Annotated in this window: 27 protein-coding genes; 23 read left to right on the plus strand and 4 right to left on the minus strand. The window is 66.9% G+C overall.

Annotation, left to right across the window (positions count from 1 at the left end; all coding sequences use genetic code 11):
* Nucleotides 1-12 precede the first annotated feature (12 nt).
* The 12 genes from paaB to ASC93_RS27095 all read left to right on the plus strand — a co-directional run bounded on the left by paaB (nt 13) and on the right by ASC93_RS27095 (nt 11490).
* On the plus strand, nt 13-297 hold the full coding sequence (paaB, locus tag ASC93_RS27040) for a 1,2-phenylacetyl-CoA epoxidase subunit PaaB (RefSeq protein WP_036170214.1): 285 nt from the start codon (nt 13-15) through the stop codon (nt 295-297).
* A gap of 11 nt (nt 298-308) precedes the next feature.
* Nucleotides 309-1061 carry a 1,2-phenylacetyl-CoA epoxidase subunit PaaC gene (gene paaC, locus ASC93_RS27045; RefSeq protein WP_056450068.1) on the plus strand — a complete coding sequence of 251 codons (753 nt, stop codon included), beginning with the start codon at nt 309-311 and terminating at the stop codon, nt 1059-1061.
* Nucleotides 1062-1066: 5 nt separating this feature from the next.
* Complete coding sequence (gene paaD, locus ASC93_RS27050; RefSeq protein WP_056450173.1) at nt 1067-1588, plus strand: 1,2-phenylacetyl-CoA epoxidase subunit PaaD; 522 nt, start codon at nt 1067-1069, stop codon at nt 1586-1588.
* A 7-nt stretch (nt 1589-1595) separates the two neighbouring features.
* On the plus strand, nt 1596-2675 hold the full coding sequence (gene paaE, locus ASC93_RS27055; protein WP_056450070.1) for a 1,2-phenylacetyl-CoA epoxidase subunit PaaE: 1080 nt from the start codon (nt 1596-1598) through the stop codon (nt 2673-2675).
* Between the two features lie 15 nt (nt 2676-2690).
* Nucleotides 2691-3482, plus strand: coding sequence for a 2-(1,2-epoxy-1,2-dihydrophenyl)acetyl-CoA isomerase PaaG (gene paaG, locus ASC93_RS27060; RefSeq protein WP_056450072.1), 792 nt, complete (start codon nt 2691-2693; stop codon nt 3480-3482).
* Between the two features lie 2 nt (nt 3483-3484).
* Nucleotides 3485-5023 carry a 3-hydroxyacyl-CoA dehydrogenase PaaH gene (gene paaH / locus ASC93_RS27065; protein WP_056450075.1) on the plus strand — a complete coding sequence of 513 codons (1539 nt, stop codon included), beginning with the start codon at nt 3485-3487 and terminating at the stop codon, nt 5021-5023.
* Nucleotides 5013-5450 (plus strand): hydroxyphenylacetyl-CoA thioesterase PaaI, encoded by a 438-nt coding sequence (gene paaI / locus ASC93_RS27070; RefSeq protein ID WP_056450079.1) that lies wholly within the window; start codon nt 5013-5015, stop codon nt 5448-5450. The genes paaH and paaI overlap by 11 nt, the downstream gene beginning before the upstream one ends.
* Nucleotides 5451-5466: 16 nt before the next feature.
* Complete coding sequence (gene paaK, locus ASC93_RS27075; RefSeq protein WP_056450080.1) at nt 5467-6780, plus strand: phenylacetate--CoA ligase PaaK; 1314 nt, start codon at nt 5467-5469, stop codon at nt 6778-6780.
* 12 nt (nt 6781-6792) lie between these two features.
* Nucleotides 6793-7998, plus strand: a complete 1206-nt coding sequence (gene pcaF / locus ASC93_RS27080; RefSeq protein WP_056450087.1) for a 3-oxoadipyl-CoA thiolase — start codon at nt 6793-6795, stop codon at nt 7996-7998.
* A gap of 11 nt (nt 7999-8009) precedes the next feature.
* Nucleotides 8010-8603, plus strand: a complete 594-nt coding sequence (paaY, locus tag ASC93_RS27085; protein ID WP_056450089.1) for a phenylacetic acid degradation protein PaaY — start codon at nt 8010-8012, stop codon at nt 8601-8603.
* Between the two features lie 162 nt (nt 8604-8765).
* A complete protein-coding gene (paaZ, locus tag ASC93_RS27090; protein ID WP_056450091.1) occupies nt 8766-10811 on the plus strand; it encodes a phenylacetic acid degradation bifunctional protein PaaZ in 2046 nt (681 codons plus the stop codon).
* A gap of 85 nt (nt 10812-10896) precedes the next feature.
* Nucleotides 10897-11490, plus strand: coding sequence for a cupin domain-containing protein (locus ASC93_RS27095; protein WP_082548375.1), 594 nt, complete (start codon nt 10897-10899; stop codon nt 11488-11490).
* A gap of 18 nt (nt 11491-11508) precedes the next feature.
* On the opposite strand, the gene ASC93_RS27100 is transcribed toward ASC93_RS27095, so the two are convergent.
* Genes ASC93_RS27100 through argH form a run of 3 tightly spaced genes read right to left on the minus strand, consistent with a single transcriptional unit; the run spans nt 11509 to nt 13865 of the window.
* Complete coding sequence (locus tag ASC93_RS27100) at nt 11509-12180, minus strand: HAD-IA family hydrolase (protein WP_056450093.1); 672 nt, start codon at nt 12178-12180, stop codon at nt 11509-11511.
* Nucleotides 12177-12422 (minus strand): hypothetical protein, encoded by a 246-nt coding sequence (locus ASC93_RS27105; protein WP_056450094.1) that lies wholly within the window; start codon nt 12420-12422, stop codon nt 12177-12179. The genes ASC93_RS27100 and ASC93_RS27105 overlap by 4 nt, the downstream gene beginning before the upstream one ends.
* Nucleotides 12423-12467: 45 nt before the next feature.
* Entirely contained in the window at nt 12468-13865 is a 1398-nt protein-coding gene (gene argH / locus ASC93_RS27110) for an argininosuccinate lyase (RefSeq protein WP_056450096.1), read from the minus strand.
* Between the two features lie 314 nt (nt 13866-14179).
* Here argH and ASC93_RS27115 point away from each other — a divergent pair, with 314 nt between their 5' ends.
* Nucleotides 14180-14623, plus strand: coding sequence for a GNAT family N-acetyltransferase (locus tag ASC93_RS27115; protein WP_056450098.1), 444 nt, complete (start codon nt 14180-14182; stop codon nt 14621-14623).
* A gap of 82 nt (nt 14624-14705) precedes the next feature.
* Nucleotides 14706-15923: a cyanophycinase gene (locus ASC93_RS27120; RefSeq protein ID WP_056450100.1), complete on the plus strand. Its 1218-nt coding sequence runs from the start codon at nt 14706-14708 to the stop codon at nt 15921-15923.
* Between the two features lie 9 nt (nt 15924-15932).
* Here ASC93_RS27120 and ftrA read toward each other — a convergent pair whose 3' ends face one another.
* Complete coding sequence (gene ftrA, locus ASC93_RS27125) at nt 15933-16895, minus strand: transcriptional regulator FtrA (RefSeq protein WP_056450101.1); 963 nt, start codon at nt 16893-16895, stop codon at nt 15933-15935.
* 89 nt (nt 16896-16984) lie between these two features.
* Between ftrA and ASC93_RS27130 the strand changes: the two genes are divergently transcribed.
* From ASC93_RS27130 to ASC93_RS27170, 9 genes are all read left to right on the plus strand, one after another.
* Nucleotides 16985-17383, plus strand: coding sequence for a rhodanese-like domain-containing protein (locus ASC93_RS27130; RefSeq protein ID WP_056450103.1), 399 nt, complete (start codon nt 16985-16987; stop codon nt 17381-17383).
* Nucleotides 17384-17465: 82 nt separating this feature from the next.
* On the plus strand, nt 17466-18134 hold the full coding sequence (locus ASC93_RS27135; RefSeq protein ID WP_056450175.1) for a hypothetical protein: 669 nt from the start codon (nt 17466-17468) through the stop codon (nt 18132-18134).
* A gap of 17 nt (nt 18135-18151) precedes the next feature.
* The gene (locus tag ASC93_RS27140) at nt 18152-19570 is read left to right on the plus strand and encodes an IgA Peptidase M64 (protein WP_056450105.1); all 1419 of its coding nucleotides are present in this window, start codon (nt 18152-18154) and stop codon (nt 19568-19570) included.
* A 96-nt stretch (nt 19571-19666) separates the two neighbouring features.
* Nucleotides 19667-20206 carry a hypothetical protein gene (locus ASC93_RS27145; protein ID WP_056450107.1) on the plus strand — a complete coding sequence of 180 codons (540 nt, stop codon included), beginning with the start codon at nt 19667-19669 and terminating at the stop codon, nt 20204-20206.
* Between the two features lie 163 nt (nt 20207-20369).
* Nucleotides 20370-20903 carry a hypothetical protein gene (locus ASC93_RS27150; protein ID WP_056450109.1) on the plus strand — a complete coding sequence of 178 codons (534 nt, stop codon included), beginning with the start codon at nt 20370-20372 and terminating at the stop codon, nt 20901-20903.
* Between the two features lie 574 nt (nt 20904-21477).
* The gene (locus tag ASC93_RS27155) at nt 21478-22410 is read left to right on the plus strand and encodes a hypothetical protein (protein WP_056450112.1); all 933 of its coding nucleotides are present in this window, start codon (nt 21478-21480) and stop codon (nt 22408-22410) included.
* Nucleotides 22411-22513: 103 nt separating this feature from the next.
* Nucleotides 22514-23035, plus strand: a complete 522-nt coding sequence (locus ASC93_RS27160) for a nuclear transport factor 2 family protein (protein ID WP_082548376.1) — start codon at nt 22514-22516, stop codon at nt 23033-23035.
* 5 nt (nt 23036-23040) lie between these two features.
* Nucleotides 23041-23763 (plus strand): hypothetical protein, encoded by a 723-nt coding sequence (locus tag ASC93_RS27165; protein WP_056450115.1) that lies wholly within the window; start codon nt 23041-23043, stop codon nt 23761-23763.
* A 20-nt stretch (nt 23764-23783) separates the two neighbouring features.
* Complete coding sequence (locus ASC93_RS27170) at nt 23784-24500, plus strand: DsbC family protein (RefSeq protein ID WP_229412886.1); 717 nt, start codon at nt 23784-23786, stop codon at nt 24498-24500.
* The last annotated feature ends 179 nt before the right edge of the window (nt 24501-24679 follow it).

The following is a 24679-nucleotide window of genomic DNA, read 5'->3' on the forward strand; positions in this document are numbered from 1 at the left end:
ACGGAGACACAAATGAGCAAAGAATGGCCCCTGTGGGAAGTCTTCATCCGCAGCCAGCACGGCCTCGCCCATAAACACGTGGGCAGCCTGCACGCACCGGATGCCGAAATGGCGATCAACAACGCGCGCGACGTCTACACGCGCCGCAACGAAGGCGTGTCGATCTGGGTCGTCAAGGCCGCCGACATCGTCGCCTCCAGCCCGGCCGACAAGGATGCGCTGTTCGAACCGTCGAACAGCAAGGTCTATCGCCACCCGACCTTCTTCCCGATGCCGGAAGAAGTCAAGAACCTGTGAGCGGACGGCGCATGGACGCGAAGCTCGAATACCTTTTGCGCCAGGGCGACAACGCGCTGATCCTGTCGCAGCAGCTGTCGCAGCTGTGCGGCAAGGGCCCGGCGCTGGAAGAGGACATGGCGCTGACCAACGTCGCCCTCGACCTGCTCGGCCAGACGCGCATGTGGCTCACGTATGCCGGCGAGATCGAAGGCCGCGGCCGCGACGAGGACCGTCTCGCCTACCTGCGCGATGCCGGCGAATTCCGCAACTGCCTGCTGGTGGAGCAGCCGAACGGCGACTACGCGCAGACATTGACGCGCCAGTTCCTGTTCGATACGTGGCACTACTTCCTGATGCGCGGCCTGCTGGATTCCAGCGACCGCCGCATCGCCGGGATCGCGGAAAAATCGGTCAAGGAAGTGACGTACCACCTGCGCCGCAGCGGCGACCTCGTCGTGCGCCTGGGCGACGGTACGGACGTCAGCCACCGCAAGATGCAGGACACGCTCGACGAGCTGTGGACGTATGCCGGCGAGATGTTCATCTACGACGACGTCGATCTCGCCATGGTCGAGCAGGGGGTCGCACCGGCCGCCGGGCCGCTGCGCACCGCGTTCCTGGGCCACGTGGCCGAGGTGCTGGAAGAGGCGACCCTGACGATGCCGCCGGTCGACGCCTACGTGCAGCGCGGCGGCAAGCAGGGCCGCCACACGGAGCGCCTCGGCTACATCCTGGCCGAGATGCAGTTCCTGCAGCGCGCCTATCCCGGCGTGGAATGGTGACGACCATGGACGCGCCGACCGTCACCGCCGACCAGGTCCGGGCCTGGCTGGGCGAGGTGCCCGACCCGGAGATCCCGGTGATCTCCGTCGTCGACCTGGGCATCGTGCGTGACGTGACGGTGGCCGGCGACGGCGCATGCGTCGTCACGATCACTCCGACGTATTCCGGCTGCCCGGCCATGGACGTCATCGCGGAAGACATCGAACGGGCCCTGCGCGCACGCGGCGTGGACCGCCTGCGCATCGCCACCCGCCTGTCGCCCGCATGGACGACGGACTGGATGAGCGACGCGGGCAAGGCCGCACTGAAGGGCTACGGCATCGCGCCGCCGGTGCAGCAGGTGATCGACATCAGCGCTCTGGCTCACGGCGTGAAGCGCCACGCGATCCGGCCGCCCGACGTCGCGTGCCCGCACTGCGGCTCGATGCACACGCGCCTGACCAGCCAGTTCGGCTCGACGCCGTGCAAGGCGCTCTACCAGTGCCTCGATTGCCGCGAGCCGTTCGACTACTTTAAATGCCATTGAGGCCCACATGAGCAAGTTCTACCCATTGACCGTGGCGAACGTGAAGCACGAGACGCGCGACGCCATCGCCGTCACCTTCGACGTGCCCATGCCGCTGCGTGAGGCGTTCCAGTACCGCCAGGGCCAGCACCTGACGTTGCGCGCGACGATCGACGGCGACGAGGTGCGCCGCTCATATTCGATCTGCTCGGCCGTGCAGGACGACCGCCTGCGCGTCGCCATCAAGCGCGTGCAGGGCGGGCTGTTCTCGACCTGGGCCAACGAATGCATCCGGCCCGGCGTCACGCTGGACGTGATGCCGCCGGAAGGCCGGTTCAACCTGCCGCTCGAACCGGACAGCCGCCGCCACTACCTGGCCTTCGCGGCCGGCAGCGGCATCACGCCGATCCTTTCGATCGTCAAGACGACCCTGATCGCCGAGCCGCACAGCCGCTTCACCGTGTTGTACGGGAACCGCGCAACGTCGTCCGTGATCTTCCGCGACGAGCTGGCCGAGCTGAAGGACCAGTACCTGGAACGCCTGAACCTCGTCTACGTGATGAGCCGCGAGCAGCAGGACATCGAATTGTTCAGCGGCCGCATCACGCAGGACAAATGCCGCCAGTTGTTCCAGCGCTGGCTGCGCGTGGAAGACGTCGACTACGCCTTCATCTGCGGCCCGGAAGACATGATGCACGGCGTGTCCGCCGCGCTGCAGGAAGCGGGCATGCCGAAAGAGCGCATCCGCATCGAACTGTTCGCGGCAGGCGGCGCGCAAGAGCCGCGCAAGCCGCGCCGCGAGGCGGCAAGCGAGGCGCACCACCTGACCGAAGTCACCGTGATCATGGACGGCAACCACGCCAGCTTCACGATGGACCGCGACAAGGAATCGCTCCTCGACGCCGGCCTGCGCGCGGGCATCGACATGCGCTACTCGTGCAAGGGCGGCGTGTGCTCGACGTGCCGCTGCAAGGTGCGCGAGGGGCAGGTCGACATGGACGTCAACTATGCGCTGGAAGACTACGAAGTCGCGCGCGGCTTCGTGCTGAGCTGCCAGAGCTTTCCGGTGACGGACAAGGTCGTCGTCGATTTCGACGTGGTCGAATAAAAAAAGGAGACACGCATGACCTACGAAACCATCCGGTTCGCCATCGAATCCGGCATCGCCACCTTGACCCTGAACCGCCCCGAGCGCCTGAACAGTTTTACCCAGGCCATGCACGGCGAAGTGCGCGACGCGCTGGCGCGCGTGGAACAGGACAAGAGCGTGCGCGTGCTGCTGCTGACGGGCGCCGGGCGCGGATTCTGCGCCGGCCAGGACTTGAACGACCGGGCCGTCGAGCCGGGCGCGCCGGGCGTCGACCTGGGCGAATCCGTCGAAAAATTCTATGCGCCGCTCGTGCTCACCTTGCGCAGCCTGCCGCTGCCCGTGATCTGCGCCGTCAACGGCGTGGCCGCGGGCGCCGGCGCCAACCTGGCGCTCGCGTGCGACATCGTGCTGGCCGCGAAGTCGGCCAGCTTCATCGAAGCGTTCTGCAAGCTGGGGCTGATCCCCGACACGGGCGGCACGTGGGTGCTGCCGCGCCTGATCGGGCCGGCCCGCGCGATGGGTCTCGCGCTGCTGGGCGACAAGCTGCCGGCCGAAAAGGCCGAGGAATGGGGCCTCATCTGGCGCTGCGTGCCGGATGAATCGCTGATGGACGAAGCGCTGGCGATGGCCCGCCACTTCGCGAGCGCGCCGACGAAAGGTTTGGCGTTCACCAAGCGCGCGATGCAGGAAAGCTGGACGAACACGCTGGAACAGCAACTGCAGCTGGAAGGGAACATGATGCGGGAACTGGGCTACAGCCACGATTACCGCGAAGGCGTGAGCGCGTTCATCGCCAAACGCCAGCCACAGTTCAAAGGGGAGTGAGCATGGCCGAGGGATTGGACAAGAACAGCGTCGTCGCCGTCATCGGCAGCGGCGCGATGGGCGCGGGCATCGCCCAGGTGGCGGCCGTTGCCGGGCACCGGGTGCGCCTGTACGACACCCGTCCGGAAGCCGTCGGGCAGGCCATCGCCGGCATAGTCAAGGCCCTTGCACGGCTCGTCGAAAAAGGCCGCATGGGCGCGGCGGAAGCGGATCTCGCGCGCGAACGGGTGCTGCCCATGCGCGCGCTCGACGAGGCGGCCGACGCCGCGCTGGTGGTCGAGGCGGTGGTCGAGAACCTGGACGTCAAGCGTGCCCTGTTCGCCGAACTGGAAGACATCGTGGGCCCGGGCTGCATCCTCGCCACGAACACGTCGTCGATTTCCGTCACGGCCATCGGCGCCGCCCTGAAGCGCCCGGAACGCCTCCTCGGCATGCACTTCTTCAATCCGGTGCCGCTGATGGCGCTGGTCGAAGTGGTCTCCGGCGTCGCCACCGACAAGGCCTGTGCCGACACGGTCTGCGCGACGGCCGCGGCCTGGGGCAAGAACCCGGTGCATGCGCAGTCCACGCCCGGCTTCATCGTCAACCGCGTGGCGCGGCCCTATTATGCCGAGGCGCTGCGCCTGCTGCTCGAACGCGCCGCCGATCCGGCCACGATCGACGCCGTGATGCGCGACTGCGGCGGTTTCCGCATGGGCCCGTTCGAGCTGATGGACCTGATCGGCCACGACGTCAATTACGCCGTCACGCAATCCGTCTTCAATGCCTACTACGGCGATCCGCGCTTCGCGCCGTCCGTCGTGCAGCAGGAACTGGTGAATGCCGGCTTCCTGGGCCGCAAGGCCGGGCGCGGATTCTACCGCTATGGCGAGGGCGTGGCGATGCCGCAGGCGCAGGCCGAAGCGGCGCAGGCGTGCCAGGAGAACGTGCGCGTGACGCATGCCGGCGCCCATCCGCTGTTCGACGCGCTCGCGACGCGCCTGCGCGACGCCGGTATCGCGGTGACGGCGGCGGACGGCGCAGTCCCGGCCTTCCACGCGGGCGGCGCCATCTTCCTGACGGACGGCCGCAGCGCCACGCAGCGCGCGTTTGATGACGGCAACCCGGACACGATCCTGTTCGACCTGCTGCTCGACCCGTCCCAGGCCACGCGCATCGCGCTGGCGCGCGCGGACCAGTGCAGCGACGCCGCCTGGCACGCCGCCGTCGGCCTGTTCCAGAAGGCCGGCTTCACCGTGTCCCGCCTCGACGACGTGCCGGGCATGGCCGTGATGCGCACCGTCGCGATGCTGGCCAACGAGGCACTCGATGCCGTCAACCAGGGCGTGTGCTCCGCGGCCGCCGTCGACATCGCGATGCAGAAGGGCGTGAACTATCCGCGCGGTCCGCTGGCGTGGGCCGATGCAGTCGGCCTGCGGCACGTGTTCACCGTGCTGGCCAACCTGGGCGCGGCGTATGGCGAGGACCGCTACCGCGTGTCGCCGCTGCTGCGCCGCAAGCTGGCCGCCAACCCCGACGGAGCACGCATCCATGCACGGTAATCCGCAAGCGCTGGCCGAACTGGCCGGCAAGACGATGTACGAACGCGACCCGGCCAGCCAGGCCCTCGGCATGACGCTCGACGCGATCCGTCCCGGCTACGCGCGCATGCGCATGCGGGTGCGCGACGACATGCTGAACGGCCACGGCACCTGCCACGGCGGCTACATCTTCATGCTGGCCGACAGCGCGTTCGCGTTCGCCTGCAATTCGCACAATTTGAATACCGTGGGCGCCGGCTGCACGATCGATTACCTGGCGCCCGGCCGCGCGGGCGACGTGCTCGTGGCGGAAGCGGTCGAGCAGGCGCTGTCCGGCAAGACGGGTGTCTACGACGTCGTCGTGACGGACGGGGACGGGCGCAAGGTCGCGCTGCTGCGCGGGAAGTCGCATCGCGTCGCCGGCCAGGTCGCGCCGGTCGATATGTAAAACTTGGGAGAGAACGATGGTGCAACGCATTCCGCAACCCGGCGAACTGGAGCCGATCGAGCGCGCCAGCCGCGACGAACTGCAGGCCTTGCAGCTGGAACGGCTGAAGTGGAGCCTGACGCACGCCTACGAAAACGTGGCGCACTACCGCCGCGCGTTCGATGAAGCGGGCGTGCACCCGGACGACCTGAAGACGCTGGCCGACCTGGCGAAATTCCCGTTCACGGAAAAGAAGACGCTGCGCGACAATTATCCGTTCGGCCTGTTCGCCGTGCCGCGCGAGCAGGTCGTGCGCGTGCACGCGTCGTCCGGCACGACGGGCAAGCCGACCGTCGTCGGCTACACGCGGCGCGACATCGACACGTGGGCGAACGTCGTCGCCCGTTCGATCCGCGCGGCCGGCGGCCGGCCCGGCGACATGGTGCACATCGCCTACGGCTACGGCCTGTTCACGGGCGGCCTCGGCGCCCACTACGGCGCCGAACGCCTCGGTTGCACGGTCGTGCCGATGTCGGGCGGGCAGACGGAAAAGCAGGTCCAGCTGATCCAGGATTTCAAGCCGTCGATCATCATGGTGACGCCGTCGTACATGCTGAACATCGTCGAGGAATTCCGGCGCCAGGGCCTCGATCCGGCCGCGTCGTCGCTCAAGGTCGGCATCTTCGGCGCCGAGCCGTGGACGAATGCCATGCGCAGCGAGATCGAAGCGCGCGCCGGTATCGACGCCGTCGACATCTACGGGCTCTCGGAAGTGATGGGGCCGGGCGTGGCGAGCGAATGCATCGAAGCGAAGGACGGCCCCGTGATCTGGGAAGACCATTTTTATCCCGAGATCATCGACCCCGACACGGGCGAGGTGCTGCCGGACGGGGAAGAGGGCGAGCTCGTATTCACGTCGCTCACGAAGGAAGCGCTGCCGATCGTCCGCTACCGCACGCGCGACCTCACGCGGCTCTTGCCGCCCACCGCACGCTCGATGCGCCGCATGGGCCGCATCAGTGGACGCTCGGACGACATGCTGATCATCCGCGGCGTGAACGTATTCCCCAGCCAGGTCGAGGAACTCATCCTGCAGATGCCCGCGCTGGCGCCGCACTACCAGCTCGTCGTCACGCGCGACGGCCACCTCGACGCGCTGGCCGTGCATTGCGAGCTGCGCGAAGGCGATGCGGCGGCGGACGCCGATGCGCTGGCCCGCGACCTGCAGCACCGCATCAAGACCTACATCGGCGTGACGACCGCCGTGACGCTGTTGCCGGCGCAAGGCATCGAGCGCTCGCCGACGGGCAAGGCGCGCCGCGTGGTCGACAAGCGACCCAAACACCAATGAGGAGATTCCAGCATGACTGACGCATTCATCGTCGACGCCATCCGCACCCCGTTCGGCCGCTTCGGGGGCGCCTTGTCCGGCGTACGCGCGGACGACCTGGCCGCGCTGCCGATCGCCGCGCTCATCGAACGCAATCCCGGCGTCGACTGGTCGCAGGTCGACGACGTGCTGTACGGCTGCGCCAACGGCGCCGGCGAGGATAACCGCAACGTCGCGCGCATGGCCGCGCTGCTGGCCGGCCTGGCACCAATCGTGCCCGGCTCCACGATCAACCGCCTGTGCGGCTCCAGCCTGGATGCCGTCGGCAGCGCCGCGCGCGCCATCCGCGCCGGCGAGGCGAACCTGATCGTCGCCGGCGGCGTCGAGAGCATGACGCGCGCGCCGTTCGTGATGGCCAAGGCCGACAGCGCATTCTCGCGCACCGCGAAGATCGAGGACACGACGATCGGCTGGCGCTTCGTGAACCCGAAGATGAAGGCGCAGTATGGCATCGACTCGATGCCGGAGACGGCCGAGAACGTGGCGCGCGAATTCGGCATCGCGCGCGGCGACCAGGACGCGTTCGCGCTGCGCAGCCAGCAGCGCTGGGCCGCGGCGCATGCGGCCGGCGTGTTCAAGGACGAAATCGTGCCGGTGACCATCCACGGGCGCAAAGGCGAATCGCGCGTGTTCGACACCGACGAGCACCCGCGCCCGGACACGAGCCTGGAATCGCTGGCCCGCCTGAAAGGTGTCGTGGCGCCGGACGGCACGGTCACCGCCGGCAACGCGTCCGGCGTCAATGACGGCGCCTGCGCGCTGCTGATGGCGTCCGGCGCGGCCGTGGATCAATATGGCTTGACGCCGCGTGCCCGCGTCGTCGGCATGACGACGGTGGGCCTGGCGCCGCGCATCATGGGCTTCGGCCCGGCGCCCGCGACGAAGAAACTGCTGGCGATGACGGGCTTGACGATCGGCCAGATGGACGTGATCGAACTGAACGAGGCGTTCGCGTCGCAAGGTCTGGCCGTGCTGCGCGACCTGGGCCTGCCGGACGATGCCGCGCACGTGAACCCGAACGGCGGCGCCATCGCCATCGGCCACCCGCTGGGCGCATCCGGTGCGCGGCTCGTGACGGCGGCCGTCAACCAGCTGCACCGCACCGGCGGCCGCTATGCGCTGTGCACGATGTGCATCGGCGTCGGCCAGGGCATCGCCCTGATCGTGGAACGCGTGTAAGGAAGAACGACATGGTCAAGGTCTACGAGATCGACGGCCTGCGTCCCGTCGTGCACCCGACGGCGTACGTGCACCCGACGGCGGTGCTGATCGGCGACGTGATCGTCGGTCCGCGCTGCTATGTCGGGCCGCTCGCGTCGCTGCGCGGCGACTTCGGCCGCCTGATCCTGGAAGAGGGCGCCAACGTGCAGGACACGTGCGTGATGCACGGCTTTCCGGAGGACGACACGGTCGTCGAGGCGGATGGCCACATCGGCCACGGCGCCGTGCTGCACGGCTGCCGCGTGGGACGCAATGCCATGGTCGGGATGAATGCCGTCGTGATGGACAAGGCCGTCGTCGGCAGCGAATCGATCGTCGGCGCGGCGGCCTTCGTCAAGGCCGGCATGGTCATCCCGCCGCGCAGCCTCGTGCTGGGGGCGCCGGCGAAGATCGTACGCGCCGTGTCGGACGACGAAATCGCGTGGAAGAGTTATGGCACGCGGCAGTACCACGACCTGAACGTCAGGTCGATGCGTACGATGCGCGAAGTCGAGGCGTTCACGGACGTGGAGCCGGACCGGCAGCGCATCGTGTTCGATGAGCCGCACAAGCCGAAAAAGTAGCCGCGTTGATACACGCTGAACTTAGGTTCCCGCCTTCGCGGGAACGACGGTAATTTTAGGACTCGTGCTTAAGAACGTCGTCCCCGCGGAGGCGGGGACCCAAGTCAAGCAACAGAAACCGCACGATAAACGATGTGATCCACCTCCCGGAGGAGACAAGAAATGACCCCCACCCTGCAAAGCCTGATCGCCGGCCGCTGGCTCGGCAGCCAGGCGCACCAGCCGCTGCACAGCGCCCTGGACAACCAGCTGATCTACCACACGCACGCCGACAGGATCGACTTCGGCGAGGCCGTCGCGTATGCCCGCAAGACGGGCGTGCAGGCGCTCATGCGGATGGATTTCCAGCAGCGCGCCCAGCGCCTGAAAGCCCTCGCCGCGTACCTGATGGAGCGCAAGGAAGAGCTGTACGATATCTCGCACCTGACGGGCGCCACGCGGCCGGACAGCTGGGTCGACGTCGAAGGCGGCATCGGCACCCTGTACGCGTATGCCAGCATCGGCGGGCGCGAGCTGCCGTCGTCGAACGTGCTGCACGAAGGCCCGGCCATGGCGCTCGGCAAGCGGGGCGGCTTCGCGGGCACGCACATCCTCGTGCCGCGCGGCGGCGTGGCCGTGCACATCAACGCTTTCAATTTCCCGATCTGGGGCCTGCTGGAGAAATTCGCGCCGAGCTTCCTCGCCGCCATGCCCTGCATCGCCAAGCCGGCCACCGCCACCAGCTATCTCACGCATGCGGTCGTGAAGATGATGATGGAATCGAACCTGCTGCCGGAAGGCTGCCTGCAGCTCGTCATCGGTTCGACGGGGGACCTGCTGGACCGCCTGAACGGCTTCGACGCGGTCACGTTCACCGGCTCGGCCGACACGGCCGCCAAGCTGCGCGGCAATGCGAACCTGATCCGCGAATCCGTGCCGTTCACGGCGGAGGCGGATTCGCTCAACGCCGCCATCCTCGCGCCCGACGTCACGCCGGACGACGAGGAGCTCGACCTGTTCGTCAAGGAAGTGGCGCGCGAGATGACGGGCAAGGCGGGCCAGAAGTGCACCGCGATCCGCCGCGTGATCGTGCCCGGGCACCTCGTCGACGTCGTCGGCGAGCGCCTGCGCGCGCGCCTCGCGAAGATCGTCGTGGGCAATCCGAAGGTCGAGGGCGTGCGCATGGGCGCGCTCGCGTCGCTGGACCAGCAGCGCGACGTCAGCGAACGCGTGGAGATGCTCGCGCGCGGCAACGAGGTGCTGTTCAGCGCCCGCGACGGGTTCGATCCCGTCGGCGAAGGCGCCGCGGCCGGCGCCTTCTTCGCGCCCACGCTCCTGTTGTGCCGCAACGGGATGGATAACGACGCCGTGCACGATATCGAGGCCTTCGGCCCCGTCAGCACGATGATGGCCTACCGCGACATCGACGAGGCGCTGGCGCTGGCCGCGCGCGGCAAGGGCAGTCTGGTGACGACGCTGGTCACGAAGGACCCGGCCATCGCGGCGCACGCCGTGCCCATCGCGGCGGCATCGCATGGCCGCGTGCACATCCTCGACCGCGTCGCGGCCGTCGATTCGACGGGCCACGGCTCGCCGCTGCCGATGCTCAAGCACGGCGGTCCGGGCCGCGCCGGCGGTGGCGAGGAACTCGGCGGTATCCGCGCGGTCAAACATTTCCTGCAGCGGGCGGCGGTGCAAGGGTCGCCGACGATGCTGGCCGCAGTCACGGGAGAATACGTGCGCGGCGCGGCCGTCAAGGAATCGGACGTGCACCCGTTCCGCCGCTATTTCGAAGACCTGGAGATCGGCCACTCGCTGCTGACGCACCGCCGGACCGTCAGCGAGGCCGACATCGTCAACTTCGGCGGCGTGTCGGGCGATTATTTCTACATGCACTTCGACGAGATCGCGGCGCGCGACACGCAGTTCGGCAAGCGCATCGCGCACGGCTATTTCGTGCTGTCGGCGGCGGCGGGCCTGTTCGTGTCGCCGGCACCGGGTCCCGTGCTGGCGAACTACGGCCTCGACAACCTGCGTTTCGTGGCGCCGGTGGCGATCGGCGACACGATCCGCGCGCGCCTCACGTGCAAGCGCAAGGTCGACCGCAACCGTACGGACGACCAGGGGCGCGGGCAGGGCGTGGTCGCGTGGGACGTGCAGGTAACGAATCAGAACGACGAACTCGTCGCAAGTTACGATATCCTGACGCTGGTGCAAAAACGCGGCTGAGGAGGGTCCGAAGCCGCGCGTGAAACTGAAAGGGACCTCGAAAAACCGTCGCCAGGTTTTCGACGTTCCGTGAAAGGAGTGATCCATGTCGCGGCTAGACCTGAGCAGTATTCCCGTGCTGACCGGTACCGGGTATCCCGATCCCTTTGCCGAAGCCGTCAACGGCCGCAGTCGGCAGTCGCTGGGCGATGCCGGCGGCCTGACCCAGTTCGGCGCCAACCTCGTCGAACTGCAGCCCGGCGCGGCCTCGGCGCAACGCCACTGGCACAGCCACGAGGACGAATTCGTGATGGTCGTGTCCGGCGAACTGACGCTGGTCACGGACGAAGGCGAAACCTTGATGCGCGCGGGCGATTGCGCGGCCTTTCCGGCCGGGCGGCCGAACGGCCACCAGCTCATCAACCGGGGCTGGGGCAATGCGCTGTTCCTGTGCGTCGGCTCCCGTAACCAGGAGGACCAGGCCCAGTATCCGGACATCGACCTCGTCTACAGCGGCAAGACCGACAGCTATTTTCACCGCGACGGTACGCCCTATCCCAAGCGCGACACGCGCACGTCGGCCATGCCGGGCGCGGGCGAGGGCGCGGCCATCGAAACGGACGAAAAAACGCTGGAGCCGCGCGTGTTCCGCGCCGACCACGGGGAGCAGGCCGGCGTCAGTCCGGACGAACCGCGCTAGCCAACCGCTGTTCCGCCGTCACGCGCGGCGCTGCACGCGCAGCAGGCCGTCCGCCGTCGTCGCGGCGCACAGGTCCGCATAGTCGAGGACCGCGCTCACGTCCGTCTCGAGCGGATGCGCATGCGTGACCGTCACGACGATGCTCGCCATGCCGGCCGCCGCGGCCGAGCGCAGGCCGGCCAGCGTGTCCTCGAACACGAGGCAGTCCTTCGGTTCCACGCCGAGCTTGCGCGCACCCAGCAGGAAGGGATCGGGCGCCGGCTTGCCCCGCTCGACGTCTTCGGCGGCCACCAGCACGGCCGGCCGCGGCAGGCCGGCCGCGGCGATGCGCGCTTCGGCCAGCGCCCGCGGCGCGGAGGTGACGATGGCCCAGCGCCGTGCCGGCAGGCTGGCGACGAAGGCGGCGGCGCCTTCGATGGCTTCGATCCCGGCCACGTCCTCGATCTCGGCCAGGGTGATGCGCGCGGCTTCCGCCACCGGATCGACGCCGGGCAGTTCCAGGGCGCGGATGGTGTCCTCGGTGCGCTTGCCGTGGATGGTGGGCAGGAAGGCGGCCACGTCGAGCCCGTGGCCGGCGGCCCAGTCGCCCCAGACGCGCTCGGCGGCCTTGATGGAAGTGAGGAGGGTGCCGTCCATGTCGAACAGGAAGGCGGAAAAATCGCGTTGGGGCAGGTCGGGCGTTGCGGTCATGGATCGTTCTGGTGGGTGGTAATCTTGCGTTCGTAGCGGTCGTGCGCGTGCTGGCTGATGAAGGTCGACAGTCCGCGCCCGGCCCGGGCCAGCTCGTGCATCCTGGCGATATTGGCCGCGCCGGCACTGTCTTCCGTGTAGAGATAGCGGTCGCCGTTCCTGAACTGGACGACGATCCGGCCGGCGTCGATGTCGTAGGCGACGACGCCGGATTCACGACTCTGGTTGCCGTAGCGTTGCATGGCGTCCTCCGACCGAACGGTTGTCCGGTCGGATTCTACCCATTTTTATTCCGCCAACTGGCCCCGCACGCGCGCGATGGCCGCACGCACCTGGTTCGGCGCCGTGCCGCCCACGTGGTCGCGGGCCGCGACCGAGCCTTCCAGCGTCAGCACGGCGAACACGTCCTGTTCGATCAGCGGCGAGAACTCGCGCAGGCGCTCCAGCGACATCTCCGACAGGTCGCACCCGGCGTCGTCGCACGCGCGCACGGCATGCGCCACGGCTTCGTGGGCGTCGCGGAACGGCAGGCCCTTCTTGACGAGGTAGTCGGCCAGGTCGGTCGCCGTCGCATACCCCTGCAGGGCGGCCGCGCGCATGTTCTCGGGCTTCACCGAGATGCCGGACGCCATGTCGGTGAAGATGCGCAAGGTGTCCAGCACGGTGTCGACCGTGTCGAACAACGGTTCCTTGTCTTCCTGGTTGTCCTTGTTGTAGGCCAGCGGCTGGCCTTTCATCAGGGTCAGCAGGCCCATCAGGTGGCCGTAGACGCGGCCGGTCTTGCCGCGCGCCAGTTCCGGCACGTCCGGGTTCTTTTTCTGCGGCATGATCGACGAGCCGGTGCAGAAGCGGTCGGCGATGTCGATGAAGCCCACGCGCGGACTCATCCACGTCACCAGCTCTTCCGACATGCGCGAGATGTGCATCATCAAGACCGATGCGGCGGCCGTGAACTCGATCGCGAAATCGCGATCAGATACAGCGTCGAGCGAGTTGTGGCAGACGTCCTCGAAGCCGAGGGTCCTGGCCACGCGCAGGCGGTCGATGGGGAAGGTGGTGCCCGCCAGGGCGGCGGCACCCAGCGGCAGGCGGTTCACGCGGCGGCGCGTGTCCGCCATGCGCTCGGCGTCGCGGCCGAACATCTCCACATAGGCCAGCAGGTGGTGGCCGAACGTCACCGGCTGCGCCACCTGCAGGTGCGTAAAGCCCGGCATGATGGTGTCCGCGTTGCGTTCCGCCAGATCGGTCAGGGCGCCGCGCAGGCCTTTCAGCAGGGTCAGGATGTCGTCGATGGCGGCGCGCAGGTACAGGCGGATGTCGGTCGCGACCTGGTCATTGCGGGAGCGGCCCGTGTGCAGGCGCTTGCCGGCGTCGCCGACGAGTTCCGTCAGGCGTTTTTCGATGTTCAGGTGCACGTCTTCCAGGTCGAGCAGCCACTCGAACTTGCCGGCTTCGATTTCGCCGCGGATCTGGGCCATGCCGCGTTCGATCTCGGCGCGGTCCTCGGCGCTGATGATGCCCTGGGCGGCCAGCATCTCGGCGTGGGCGAGCGAACCCTGGATGTCGAACAGGGCCAGGCGCTTGTCGAAGAAGACGGACGCGGTGTAGCGCTTGACGAGGTCGGAGACGGGTTCGGAGAAGCGAGCCGACCAGGCTTCCGCTTTTTTGGCAAATTGTTCAGTCATGATGGGAGACGGTGAGGGGATTTTCTTGGATTCCTGATTATAAACTGTGCAGACGCGCCCCCGGCGAATCGGCACCGTCGACTTTTCCGTTGATAAACATAACGATCGGAGACGACCATGCGGGCAAGGGTACGGCAAGTGCCGGCGGATCGTGAACGTGCCGTGGCGCGTCGAGGTTGCATCGCTGCGCTTGCCGGGGCGCTATCTGCCCCGGCGCTGATCCGATCATGCACGCACGATTGACCGAATCGTCCGCGCGGACCGGAACGGGGCTAGAATTGGTTTTTTTACCAGATTGACGGTGCGGCGTGTCCATGATTTCAACCACCAACGATTCCAGTTTCCAGGTCAGCACCGACCGGACGCGGCTCGATATTCCGATGATCTACCGCTTCCTCAGCGAGCAGTCGACCTGGGCCGTGGGTATCTCGCGTCCCGTGGTCGAGCGCTCGATCGAGAATTCGCTGTGCTTCGGCGGCTACCTCGACGATCGCCAGATCGCATTTGCGCGGGTCGTTACCGACTATGCGACCGTGGCCCACCTGGTCGACGTCTTCGTCGTTCCGGAGTACCGCGGACGCGGCTATGCCAAGCAGTTGATCCGCGTCGTGATGGAGCATCCGAGCCTGCAGCGGCTGCGGCGCTTCACCCTCAACACGAGCGACGCGCACAGCCTGTTTGCCCGCTTCGGATTCGCGCCGTCGCAACGTCCGGACAGCCTGATGGAGCGCTACTACCCGAACATATATCTTTCCTGACCGGACTCAACACGGCGACAGTCCTCTAGAATCAGTCTTACGATCTGTCCGTCGGTTCAATGTTGAATCTGGGAAGGATTTTATGGTTCGCTCCGCGCTGCGACTTCTGCTGGCCGTGCTGCTGCTGGCCGGCGCGCCCTGGTGCGCCGCCGTCGACGCGGCGCCGCCCAAGGGATCCCTCGTCATCATCGGCGGGAATCTGCGTCCCGCGAATGGCCCCGTGTGGGAACGCATCATCCAGCTGGCGGGCGGCAAGGGCGCGCGCATCGCCGTGTTCGCGTCGGCGTCGGGGATGCCCGAACGGTCCGGCAAGAGCCTCGTCGAACGCCTCGACAGCTATGGCGCCAAGGCGTTCTTCGTACCCGTCGCCGTCAAGCTGTCCGGCAGCGACTACCAGGCCGCGGCCGACGATCCGGGCCTGGCCGAAGCGGTGCGCGGCGCGAACGGCGCGTTCTTCGCTGGCGGCGACCAGAGCCGCATCACCCGCGCCCTGCGCCACGAGGACGGCAGCAATACCCGCGTGCTCGATGCCCTGTGGGACATGTACCGCGGCGGCGGCGTGATCGCCGGCTCCAGCGCGGGCGCCGCCATCATGAGCAGCACGATGTTCGGCCGGCCCAAGGCCGTTTTGGCCACGCTCAAGCTGGGCGTGGCGGAGGGGCAGGAGATCATGGACGGGCTCGGCTTCATCGGCGACGACGTGTTCATTGACCAGCACCTGCTCGTGCGCGGCCGCTTCGCGCGCATGCTGCCCGCCATGCTCAAGAAGGGCTACAAACTGGGGCTGGGCATCGACGAGGACACGGCGATGGTCGTGCTGCCCAGCCGCGACGTCGAGGTGATCGGCTACAAGGGCGCGCTCGTGCTCGACCTGGCGGATGCGACCGTGCACGAAGGCGCGTTCAACGTGACCAACGTGCGCGTCAGCTACCTCGACAACGGCGACCGCTTCAACATCGCCACGCACGAATACACGCCGTCCGAGGACAAGGCCGACGGCAAGCTCGACCCCTCGCGGCCGTACTACCGCGAGCCCCTGTTCACCGCCGACATCCTCGGCAACAGCACCGTCGTCGACCTGATGAGCAAGCTGATCGACAGCGACCAGCCGGACGCCATCGGCATCACGCTCGGCAGCCCGAACGGCGTCCAGCCCGATCTCGGCTTCGAATTCCGCTTCACCCGCACGGACGACAGCGTCGGCTACCAGTCGGCATCCATGGAAACCTATTCGATCTACAACATGCGGCTGGACATCCGGCCCATCCTCATCCGCCGCCCGCTGTATCAGTACAAATAGCCGGCCTAGCTAGGCCGGCGCCCGCTCGCCGCCGCGCTTGCGGTAGCGCCCGGGCGGCGCCAGGCCGTGCGCGCGGAAATGGCGCCGCAGCGATTCGGCCGAGCCGAGCCCGGCCAGATCCGCGATCGCATCGATGGCAAGCTGGGGCCGCGACTCGAGCAATTGCGCGGCCAGGGCGATGCGTTCGCGCACGAGCCAGCCGAGCGGCGCCAGGCCTGTCCTTTCCTTGAACCTGCGCTGGAACGTGCGCGTCCCGAGGCATGCGGCGGCCGCCATCGAGGCCACCGTATGGTCGGCGCGGATGTTTTCGCGTACCTGGTCCATGAGGCGGGCGATGGTGTCCGTACCGGCGTCGGGGAGAGGACGCGCGACGCGCTGCGCCTGGTCGCCGTCGCGGTGGGCCGGGATCACGAGGCGTTGCGCGACCTTGTTGGCGACGTCCGCGCCGAAGTCGGACCGCACCAGATGCAGCAGCATGTCGAGGCCGGCCGCGGAACCGGCCGACGTGACGATGCGCCCGGCGTCGACGTACAGCGCGTCGGGATCGATCGCGACGCCGGGAAAGCGGGCGCGCATATCGTCCAGGTAGTGCCAGTGCGTGGTCGCCACGAGGCCATCGAGCAGGCCGGCGTAGGCAAGCACGTACGCGCCCGTGCAGATCGAGCAGATGCGCGCGCCCCGTGCATGCGCCGCGCGTAGGGCGTCGACGAGGGGCGCCGGCGGCGCATCCGCCAGATCGCGCCAGCCGGGAATCACGATCGTGTCGGCCTGCGCAAGCGCGTCGAGGCCGTGCGGCACCTGCACGGTCAGGCCGCCCCTGGCACGCAGGGGGCCGGGCTCGATGGCGCAGACCGTATGGCTGTACCAGCGCACGTCCAGCTCCGGGCGCTCCAGGGTGAACAGCTCGATGGCGCAGGCGAATTCGAAAGTGCACAGGCCATCGTAGGCAATGATGGAGACGTGATGGGACATGGCGCAATGTTACCAATTTCTGTCACGCAAGGTACTGTCGCTGGCGTGCCGGCGCTGCGACACTGGCGGCTCACTGACAGGAGAGACCCATGACTTCATCCGTATCCACCATCCCCGCGGCATCCGGCGAGCGCGCGATGGTCCACTTCGGCACCGCTTTCGAATTCGAGACGGATTGCTGGGACGTGTACGATGCGATCGCCAGTGGAACCCAGGATTTTGTCCTGTTCGACGTGCGCAGCCCCGACCTGTATGCGCGCGGCCATGTGCCGCAGGCGATCAACATGCCACACGGGAAGATCGTCGAGGCGAAGCTGCGCGATTATCCGCTGGACACCTTGTTCGTGGTTTATTGCGCGGGCCCGCATTGCAATGGTGCGCACCGCGCGGCGTACCGGCTGGCGAAGCTGGGGCGCCCCGTGAAGCTGATGATCGGCGGTATCACGGGATGGATCGACGAGGGGTTCGAGTTGTTGACGGGGCCATGATCGGCACGACAAGGTTTTGTTGATTGTCAGTAAGCCAAACCTGCGCTAGATTGCACGTTTATTTCTTTCGCAGGGTATGACCATGCACTTCGAAGTTCCGAAATCAAAGCGCCTGAAGGAATTCGGCGGCGAATACGTGATGATCGTCATCAGTATCCTGACCGCCCTGGCGCTCGAGCACACCTTCCAGGCATTTGACCATCGGCAGCTCGCCCACGAGGCCAGCGAGAAGATCGAGGCCGAATTGCGGGCCAACGCCAGGGAAATCAACGACGTGCTCGCGCATAACGAGCGCGATCTGGCGCAGGTCAAGAAGGTTCGTTCCGAACTGCTGCAGGGCATCCGCGACAAGGTGGCCGACGATGCGTTGATGGCGCGCTTCCAGACGGACTGGAAGCCGGGACTCGTTCTCAGCATCACGGTGCCGTCGCTGCGTCACGAAGCGTGGGATGCCGCCGTGGCCAACCAGGCCGTCACGTGGATGGCCGACGAGCAGTTGCAACGCTATGTGACGGCCTATGCCGATATCCGCGACGTGCAGGCGCTGTCGACCGGCGGCGGCACGCATTTCGTCGACGGTCCGCGCATGACGGACATGATGAGCGACCTGGAAATCGGCACGGCGACGCCGCACGAGATGCTCAAGGCGCTGACCCAGGTGCGCAGCGCCTATGCCAGCATCGACGGCAATCTGCAAAGCTTGCTGAGGGACCTGCCGAAGGCCGACAATGCCGTGGCCGCGGCGCATTGATGAAGAATCGAGACCTCATGTACCGATCGATACTGCGCCTGCTGGCCGCCTGGGCCTTCCCGGCGCTGGCCCTTGCCCAGGCAACCCAGCCCGCCACCGTCCGCCTCGACTACATCCACAGTGGCAACGCGCTGTCCGAACAGTACGCCATCGAGCGCGTGCTGATCGAACCGCTGCCGTGGCCGGGCGACATGGCGCGCCCGTTCGACGACACCAACCGCGGCAACAACCGCGTCGAGGTGGCCGATGCGAAGACGGGCGACCTGCTGTATTCGCGCGACTTTTCCACCGTGTTCGGCGAGTGGAAGTCGACCGCGGAAGCCAACACACTCAGCCGCGGCTTCCACGAATCCGTGCGCTTCCCGAAGCCGGACCGCCCGGTGCGCGTGCGCATCCTGAAGCGCGACGAGCGCAACCAGTTTTCCGTCGCGTGGAGCGTCGACGTCGACCCGGATGCGCAGGACGTCGTGCGCGCGCAGGGACCGGCGCCGGCAAAGCCGATTCCGATCCGGGTCAGCGGCCCGTCGCCGCACAAGGTCGACCTGCTCGTGCTGGGCGACGGCTATACGCAGGCCGAGATGCCGAAATTCGAGGCCGCCGTGCGCCGCCTGGCGCAACACCTGTTCGAGGTGTCGCCGTTCAAGGAGCGCGCGAACGATTTCAACGTGTGGGCGCTGGCGGTGCCGACGCAGGAATCGGGGGTGTCGCGGCCGTCGACGGGCGTGCACCACGCATCTGCATTGGGCACGCGCTACGACATCTTCGGCAGCGAACGCTATGTGCTGACCCTCGACAATCGTGCGCTGCGCGACATCGCCCAGTACGCGCCCTACGAATTCATCGAGATCCTCGTCAACAACGATACGTATGGCGGTGGCGGCATCTTCGGCCAGTTCAGCACGGCGGCGGCGAATAACGACTGGGCCAACTACCTGTTCGTGCACGAGTTCGGCCACCACTTCGCCGGCCTGGCCGACGAGTACTACACGTCGCCCGTCGCCTACCAGTCCAGCGGCGCGCGCATGGAGCCGTGGGAGCCGAACGTGACGGCGCTGCGCGATCCGGCCCACCTGAAATGGAAGAAGTACGTGCAGGCGGGCACGCCGCTGCCGACGCCGTGGCCCAAGGCCGAGTACGAAGCGTATTCGCGCGCCTACCAGAAAAAGCGCGCGGCGTTGCGGGCGGCGAACCGGCCGGAAGCGGAGATGAACGCGCTGTTCCGGGACGACCTGGCGCACACGAACGCCTTGTTCGCGCAAGCCAGGTACCGCAAGGCGATCGGCGCGTTCGAAGGGGCGAATTACGAGGCGACCGGCTATTACCGTCCGGCCATGCAGTGCATCATGTTCGACCGCAGCGAGCAGTTCTGTCCGGTCTGCCAGGACGGCATCAGCGACATCATCGACCTGTACGCCGGCCCGGCCAGCAAGCGGTAATCGCGTAACGCTTCGCCTGGGTGCGCTCCCGAACAGATATACGGGGGCGCCCCTCCTATCCTCGTTTCGACATGCACCATACGAAACGGGACCATCATGAACAAATTCCTCTCCACCCTCGCGTGCGCCCTGCTGGCTTCGTCGGCCTGGGCGCAGACCACCGCCGGCACGCCGCCGATCGGCCAGGCCGTATCCGGCAACAACACCACCGCCGCGGGCGTGTCCGGCACCGGCCTGCGCACGGACGGCACGGCCAATACGCGCTCGAAGCACGGCGACACGGGACGGCAGGCGGCCGGCGTCGACCGCGCGGGCAGGGTCGTCGGCAAGAGCACGGCCGTGATCAACCCGGCGCGCGGCAAGGCCGACAATGTGAATGCCCAGGCGACCAACACGACGGCGCCCGACAGCACGGCGGCCGACGCGCCGGCCACCGGCGGACGCGGCGCGCCCGGCACGAAGGCCGAGACCGAAGTCATGAAGGCGAACGCGCGCGCCGTGAAGGACGTGCCGGGCAGCCGCATGAAGACGGAAAGCTCGTCCAGGGCGACCGAGAAGAAACGCGCCGAATCGAAGCGCAAGGGCGCCGCGAAAGCGGCCGCACGCGCGCACGGGACGGACGGCAGCGGTTCTTGATGGCAGAAAGATCTGGTCACAAATTGGATGGTGGCCGGTATGTACTGCGTGCGCTGGCGAACAGAGCGCCGGACCGCCGAAGCCTATTCTGATGGCTCGAGTTAACAAAAACATACGGCGCGTCGTTGCGCCTTCTCACCATACTCACTTCAGGAGAACCACCATGAATAAACTGCTCGCTACCCTGATCGCCGGCCTGTTCGCCACCTCGGTCTATGCGCAGACCGCGACCGCACCGGCGACCCCGGTCACGACCACCGACACGACGATGTCGTCGGGCCAGAGCGGCACCGCCGGCATGACGTCGACCGGCGACGCCAAGGCCGACAAGAAGATCAACAAGGCGGACGAGAAGGAAGCCAAGGAGGTCTCGAAGCAGGACGAGAAGATCAGCAAGGCCACCGCCAAGGCCAACGAGAAGAAGGCCAAGGCACAGGGCAAGGCCGAGAAGAAGATCGCCAAGGCCAACGAGAAGGTCGCCAAGGCTGATCCGGAAGACAAGGCCAAGGCCAGCGCCAAGGCCGAGGAAAAGACCGCCGACGCCAATTACGACGCCCAGAAGACCATGATCAAGGCCGATGAAAAGGCCCAGAAGAAGATCGTGGACGCCAACGCCGATAAAGCCAAGGCCCACGCCAAGGCCAACGAAAAGCGCGCCGAAGCCGCGGCCGAAGCGCACAAGGACGCCGCCAAGTAACCGGCCTCCCGCAGGGACGGGGCGACCCGTCCGCAGCATCGAAAACGGACCCGCGTGCGGGTCCGTTTTTCATTGGCGGTCCGTTTCGTGGCCCGGGCGACGCCCGCGTTGCGGTGCGTTTTGTGCATGCATATAAAAGTTGATTAGCCTTTGATTTTGCTCATGTTTTTTGCTCATTGTTGTTTTTATGAACATTAAATATTTGTAATGTTGCGCTTCTTGCGAGCCCATCTGTGTCTGCGTACACTCGGTTTCTCAACACTTTGCTTACATTTCATTACAAATTCCATCGGAGGAGTTGGACGATGCAAAGTTCGCCAGTCTGTCCGCATCGGTTTGTCCTCCACGCTTCGCGAGCGCATGTGCGATTACGCCTGCGCTGATCCACCACCTTACTGAATCGATGAATTCCGCCGCGGGATCGCTGGGCGGAGTTTGCAAGGCATTCGAGCGCCGGGACGTGTCACGTCCGTCGCTGGGATAGGTCGCCCGCCCAGGCCACAAGCCTGGCAGGCGGTCGCTGGACAGCCCTATACGGGCGCATTTCTATAAAAACCTTTATGAAGGAAAAATAATGAAATTAAGCCGCAAACTCAGCCTGTTGACCGTCAGCCTCGCCTATGCGTTCGCAGCGCATGCCCAGACCGTAAAAGAAACGCCGAACTCCCAATTCAGGCCTACCGGCAAGGGTTGGGGCGAACTCGACAACGTCGCTACCGCGGCATCGAACGGGAAGGCAGGCGGCGGTGCCGGCACGCGGAGCAACCTGTCCTATCACGGCGGACCGGTGATGACCGCGCCCAAGAACCTGTACTACATCTGGTACGGTTCGCAATGGGATGCCGCGTCGCAGAACGTGCTGACCAACATCGGCCAGCATCTCGGCGGTTCGCCTTACTTCAACATCAACACCACGTATTACAACGCCGCCGGCGCGACTGTGCAGAACAGCCTGGCCCTTGCCGGCACCACGACCAACAGCGGCACCTACGGTACCCAGCTGAGCGACGCGAATATCGCGTCGATCGTGTCCGATGCGATCACGTCGGGCAAATTGCCGGCCGACGCGAACGGCATCTATGTGGTGCTGACCGACCATTCGACCACCGCGACGTCCGGTTTCTGCACGCAATATTGCGGATGGCACGACCACACCACGATCAGCGGCAAGGACATCAAGTACGCCTTCGTGGGCAATGCGGAAACCCAGTGCGCGTCGTCTTGCGGCGCCACCAGCCCGAGCCCGAACAATACGCCGGGCGCGGACGGCGCGGCGAGCGTGCTGGCGCACGAAGTGGAAGAGGCGACGACCGATCCGGCCTTGAACGCCTGGTATTCGAACCTCGACGGGCAGGAGAATGCCGACAAGTGCGCCTGGAACTTCGGCACGACGTCGACCGCATCGAACGGCGCCAAGTACAACCAGACGTTCGGCACGATGAAGTATCTGATCCAGCAGAACTGGCTGATTGCCAGCACCCAGCGTTGCGTGCAGCATTACCCCTGAGCGGCGGCTGCTTGAATCGCATCCTGAGCTGAGTACGCGGCGGCCGTGGACACGTCCGCGGCCGCTGCCTTTCTTTCTGCATTCTTCCTTTTGTGTCGAGCATATGAATCGATTCCTGATTGCGCTAAGCATGCTGGCGGCGTTCGGCGGCGCGCTCGCGGCGGAGCAGGCGACGCCGAGCGGCCGCGGTGCGGTCGTGACGCCGACCCGCAATGTCCTCATCTTCACCAAGCTTGAAAACGACTGGTTCGATGCCATCCAGCGCCATGACGCCCAGGCGATCAGGCGCTACGTCACGGACGATTTCGAGATCCGCTCAAGCCCTGTCCCCGGTGTCCCCACCGCGCTAGCCGATGCCCTGGGCCAGTGGTCCCGGCAGCCGGCGATGCATGCGTCGGTTGCCCAGATGGCGGTACACGAGTATGGCGACCTGATGCTCGTGAGCTTCAAGTGGACGCTCGCCGAAGGCGACGCGGCCCGGTCCTATTTTGTCGTCGATGCCTGGAAGCGCGCCGGCACCGACTGGAAGGCCGCGGTGCGCTACGCCGCGCCGGTGGACGAGAATGCGGCCGCCGTGCCGGGCACCGTCGTTCCCGATATCCAGTCGCTGCGCAAGAAGCCTTGAGCGTCATGGCTTCACTGTTCGACAGTAAAACGGCGATCGGCCTGGCGTGCATTGCCGCGGCGGCGATCGGTGCCGGGTCGGTGGTCTGGCTGCGCGGCGGGGGCGCGGCGCCTGCTGCGGCCCCCGCCGCGCAGCGCGCCGGCTGGGATGGGCCGGTCGGTCCGGGCGGCGTCGCCGCCGAGCATGTGCCGGGCAGCGTGGACGACACGTCATTGACGGACGGTGCCGGCAACCTGCGGGTCGACCCCGCGTTGCGCACGCTGTTCGACGGCTACCTGGCGCAGCCCGGCGGCGCCGCCCAATTGCACGCTTACCTGAACAGCCGCCTCGCGCCGCCGGCACGCGGCCAGGCCGGCGACCTCGCCGACGCCTACCAGCGTTATCTGCAAGCCGAAAAGGAATTGCGCGCGCAGGTGCGCTTCACCCGGCCCGACCCGTCCGGCCTGAGCGACCAGCAGGTGGCGCAAATGCTGGCCTGGCAGCAGGAGCGGGCCCACCTGCGCGAGCGCATGCTGGGCACGACCGCGGCGCAAGCCTGGTTCGGCGCCGCCGACGGCGAGTGCATGAGCGCACTGGAGGACTGGCGCAAGATGCGCGCGCCGCCCGGCGCCGAGGAAGTGGATTCGAACGAGCTGCGCGCGCGCCGGGTGCACGGCGCGGTGCTGGAGCAGGGCCGCAACGAACGCGCGCAGTCATGCGCGAGCCGCCTGATGGCTGGGGCGGAGTAACGATATTCTGGAGCGAGACGATGAAAAACATCATGGCGCTGGCCGCCGCGCTGGCCGTGACGGCTTGGGCGCAGGCCGAAACGCCGGACGAGGCGCGCGTCCACAAACTGGTGGAGCCGCGCATGGGCAGCAATGTGAAGGTCGACGCGGTCAGCAAGACCGGCTACGGCGGCCTGTACGAGATACGCGCGGGCGCCGACATCTTTTATACGGATGCGAATGCGCGCTATATGTTCGTGGGGAAGATCGTCGACCTCACGACGCTGCAGGACCTCACGCGCGCGCGCGCCGACGAGCTGGCGGCGATCCGCTTCGCCGACCTGCCGCTGGAGATGGCGATCAAGACCGTCAAGGGCAACGGCCAGCGCGTGATGGCCGTGTTCGAGGATCCGAACTGCCCGTACTGCCGCAAGCTGCACAAGACGCTGGGCGAGATCGACAACGTGACCGTCTACACGTTCCTGCTGAATATCCTGTCGGACGATTCGGCCGCCAAGTCGAAGAACATCTGGTGCGCGCCCGACCGTTCGCTCGCCTGGCAGCAGTGGATGACGGAGGCGAAACCGGCTCCCGGCGCGCCTGCCGCCTGTGTCACGCCGAACGAGCAGGTGCTGGCGCTTGGCCGCAAGCTGCACGTGCAGGGCACGCCGACGATTTATTTCGCGGACGGCTCGCGCAGCGGCAGCGGCTTCGACGCGGCCACGCTGGAGTCGCGCCTGCGCCACGCGCACCAGTAAGCCTTCCGTCGAAGCCGCCGAGGCGGAGATCACAGTCGACGCGCCTGCGCCAGGCGCACCAGTAAGCCTTCCGTCATCCCCGCGCAGGCGGGGACCCAAGTTTGCGTGATCGGTTACGAACTTGGGCCCCGGCCTGCGCCGGGGCGACGATCAAAAGGCCTGCGCCGGGGCGACGATCA

The sequence above is a fragment of the Massilia sp. Root335 genome, assembly GCF_001425685.1.
Classification (GTDB): domain Bacteria; phylum Pseudomonadota; class Gammaproteobacteria; order Burkholderiales; family Burkholderiaceae_D; genus Telluria; species Telluria luteola.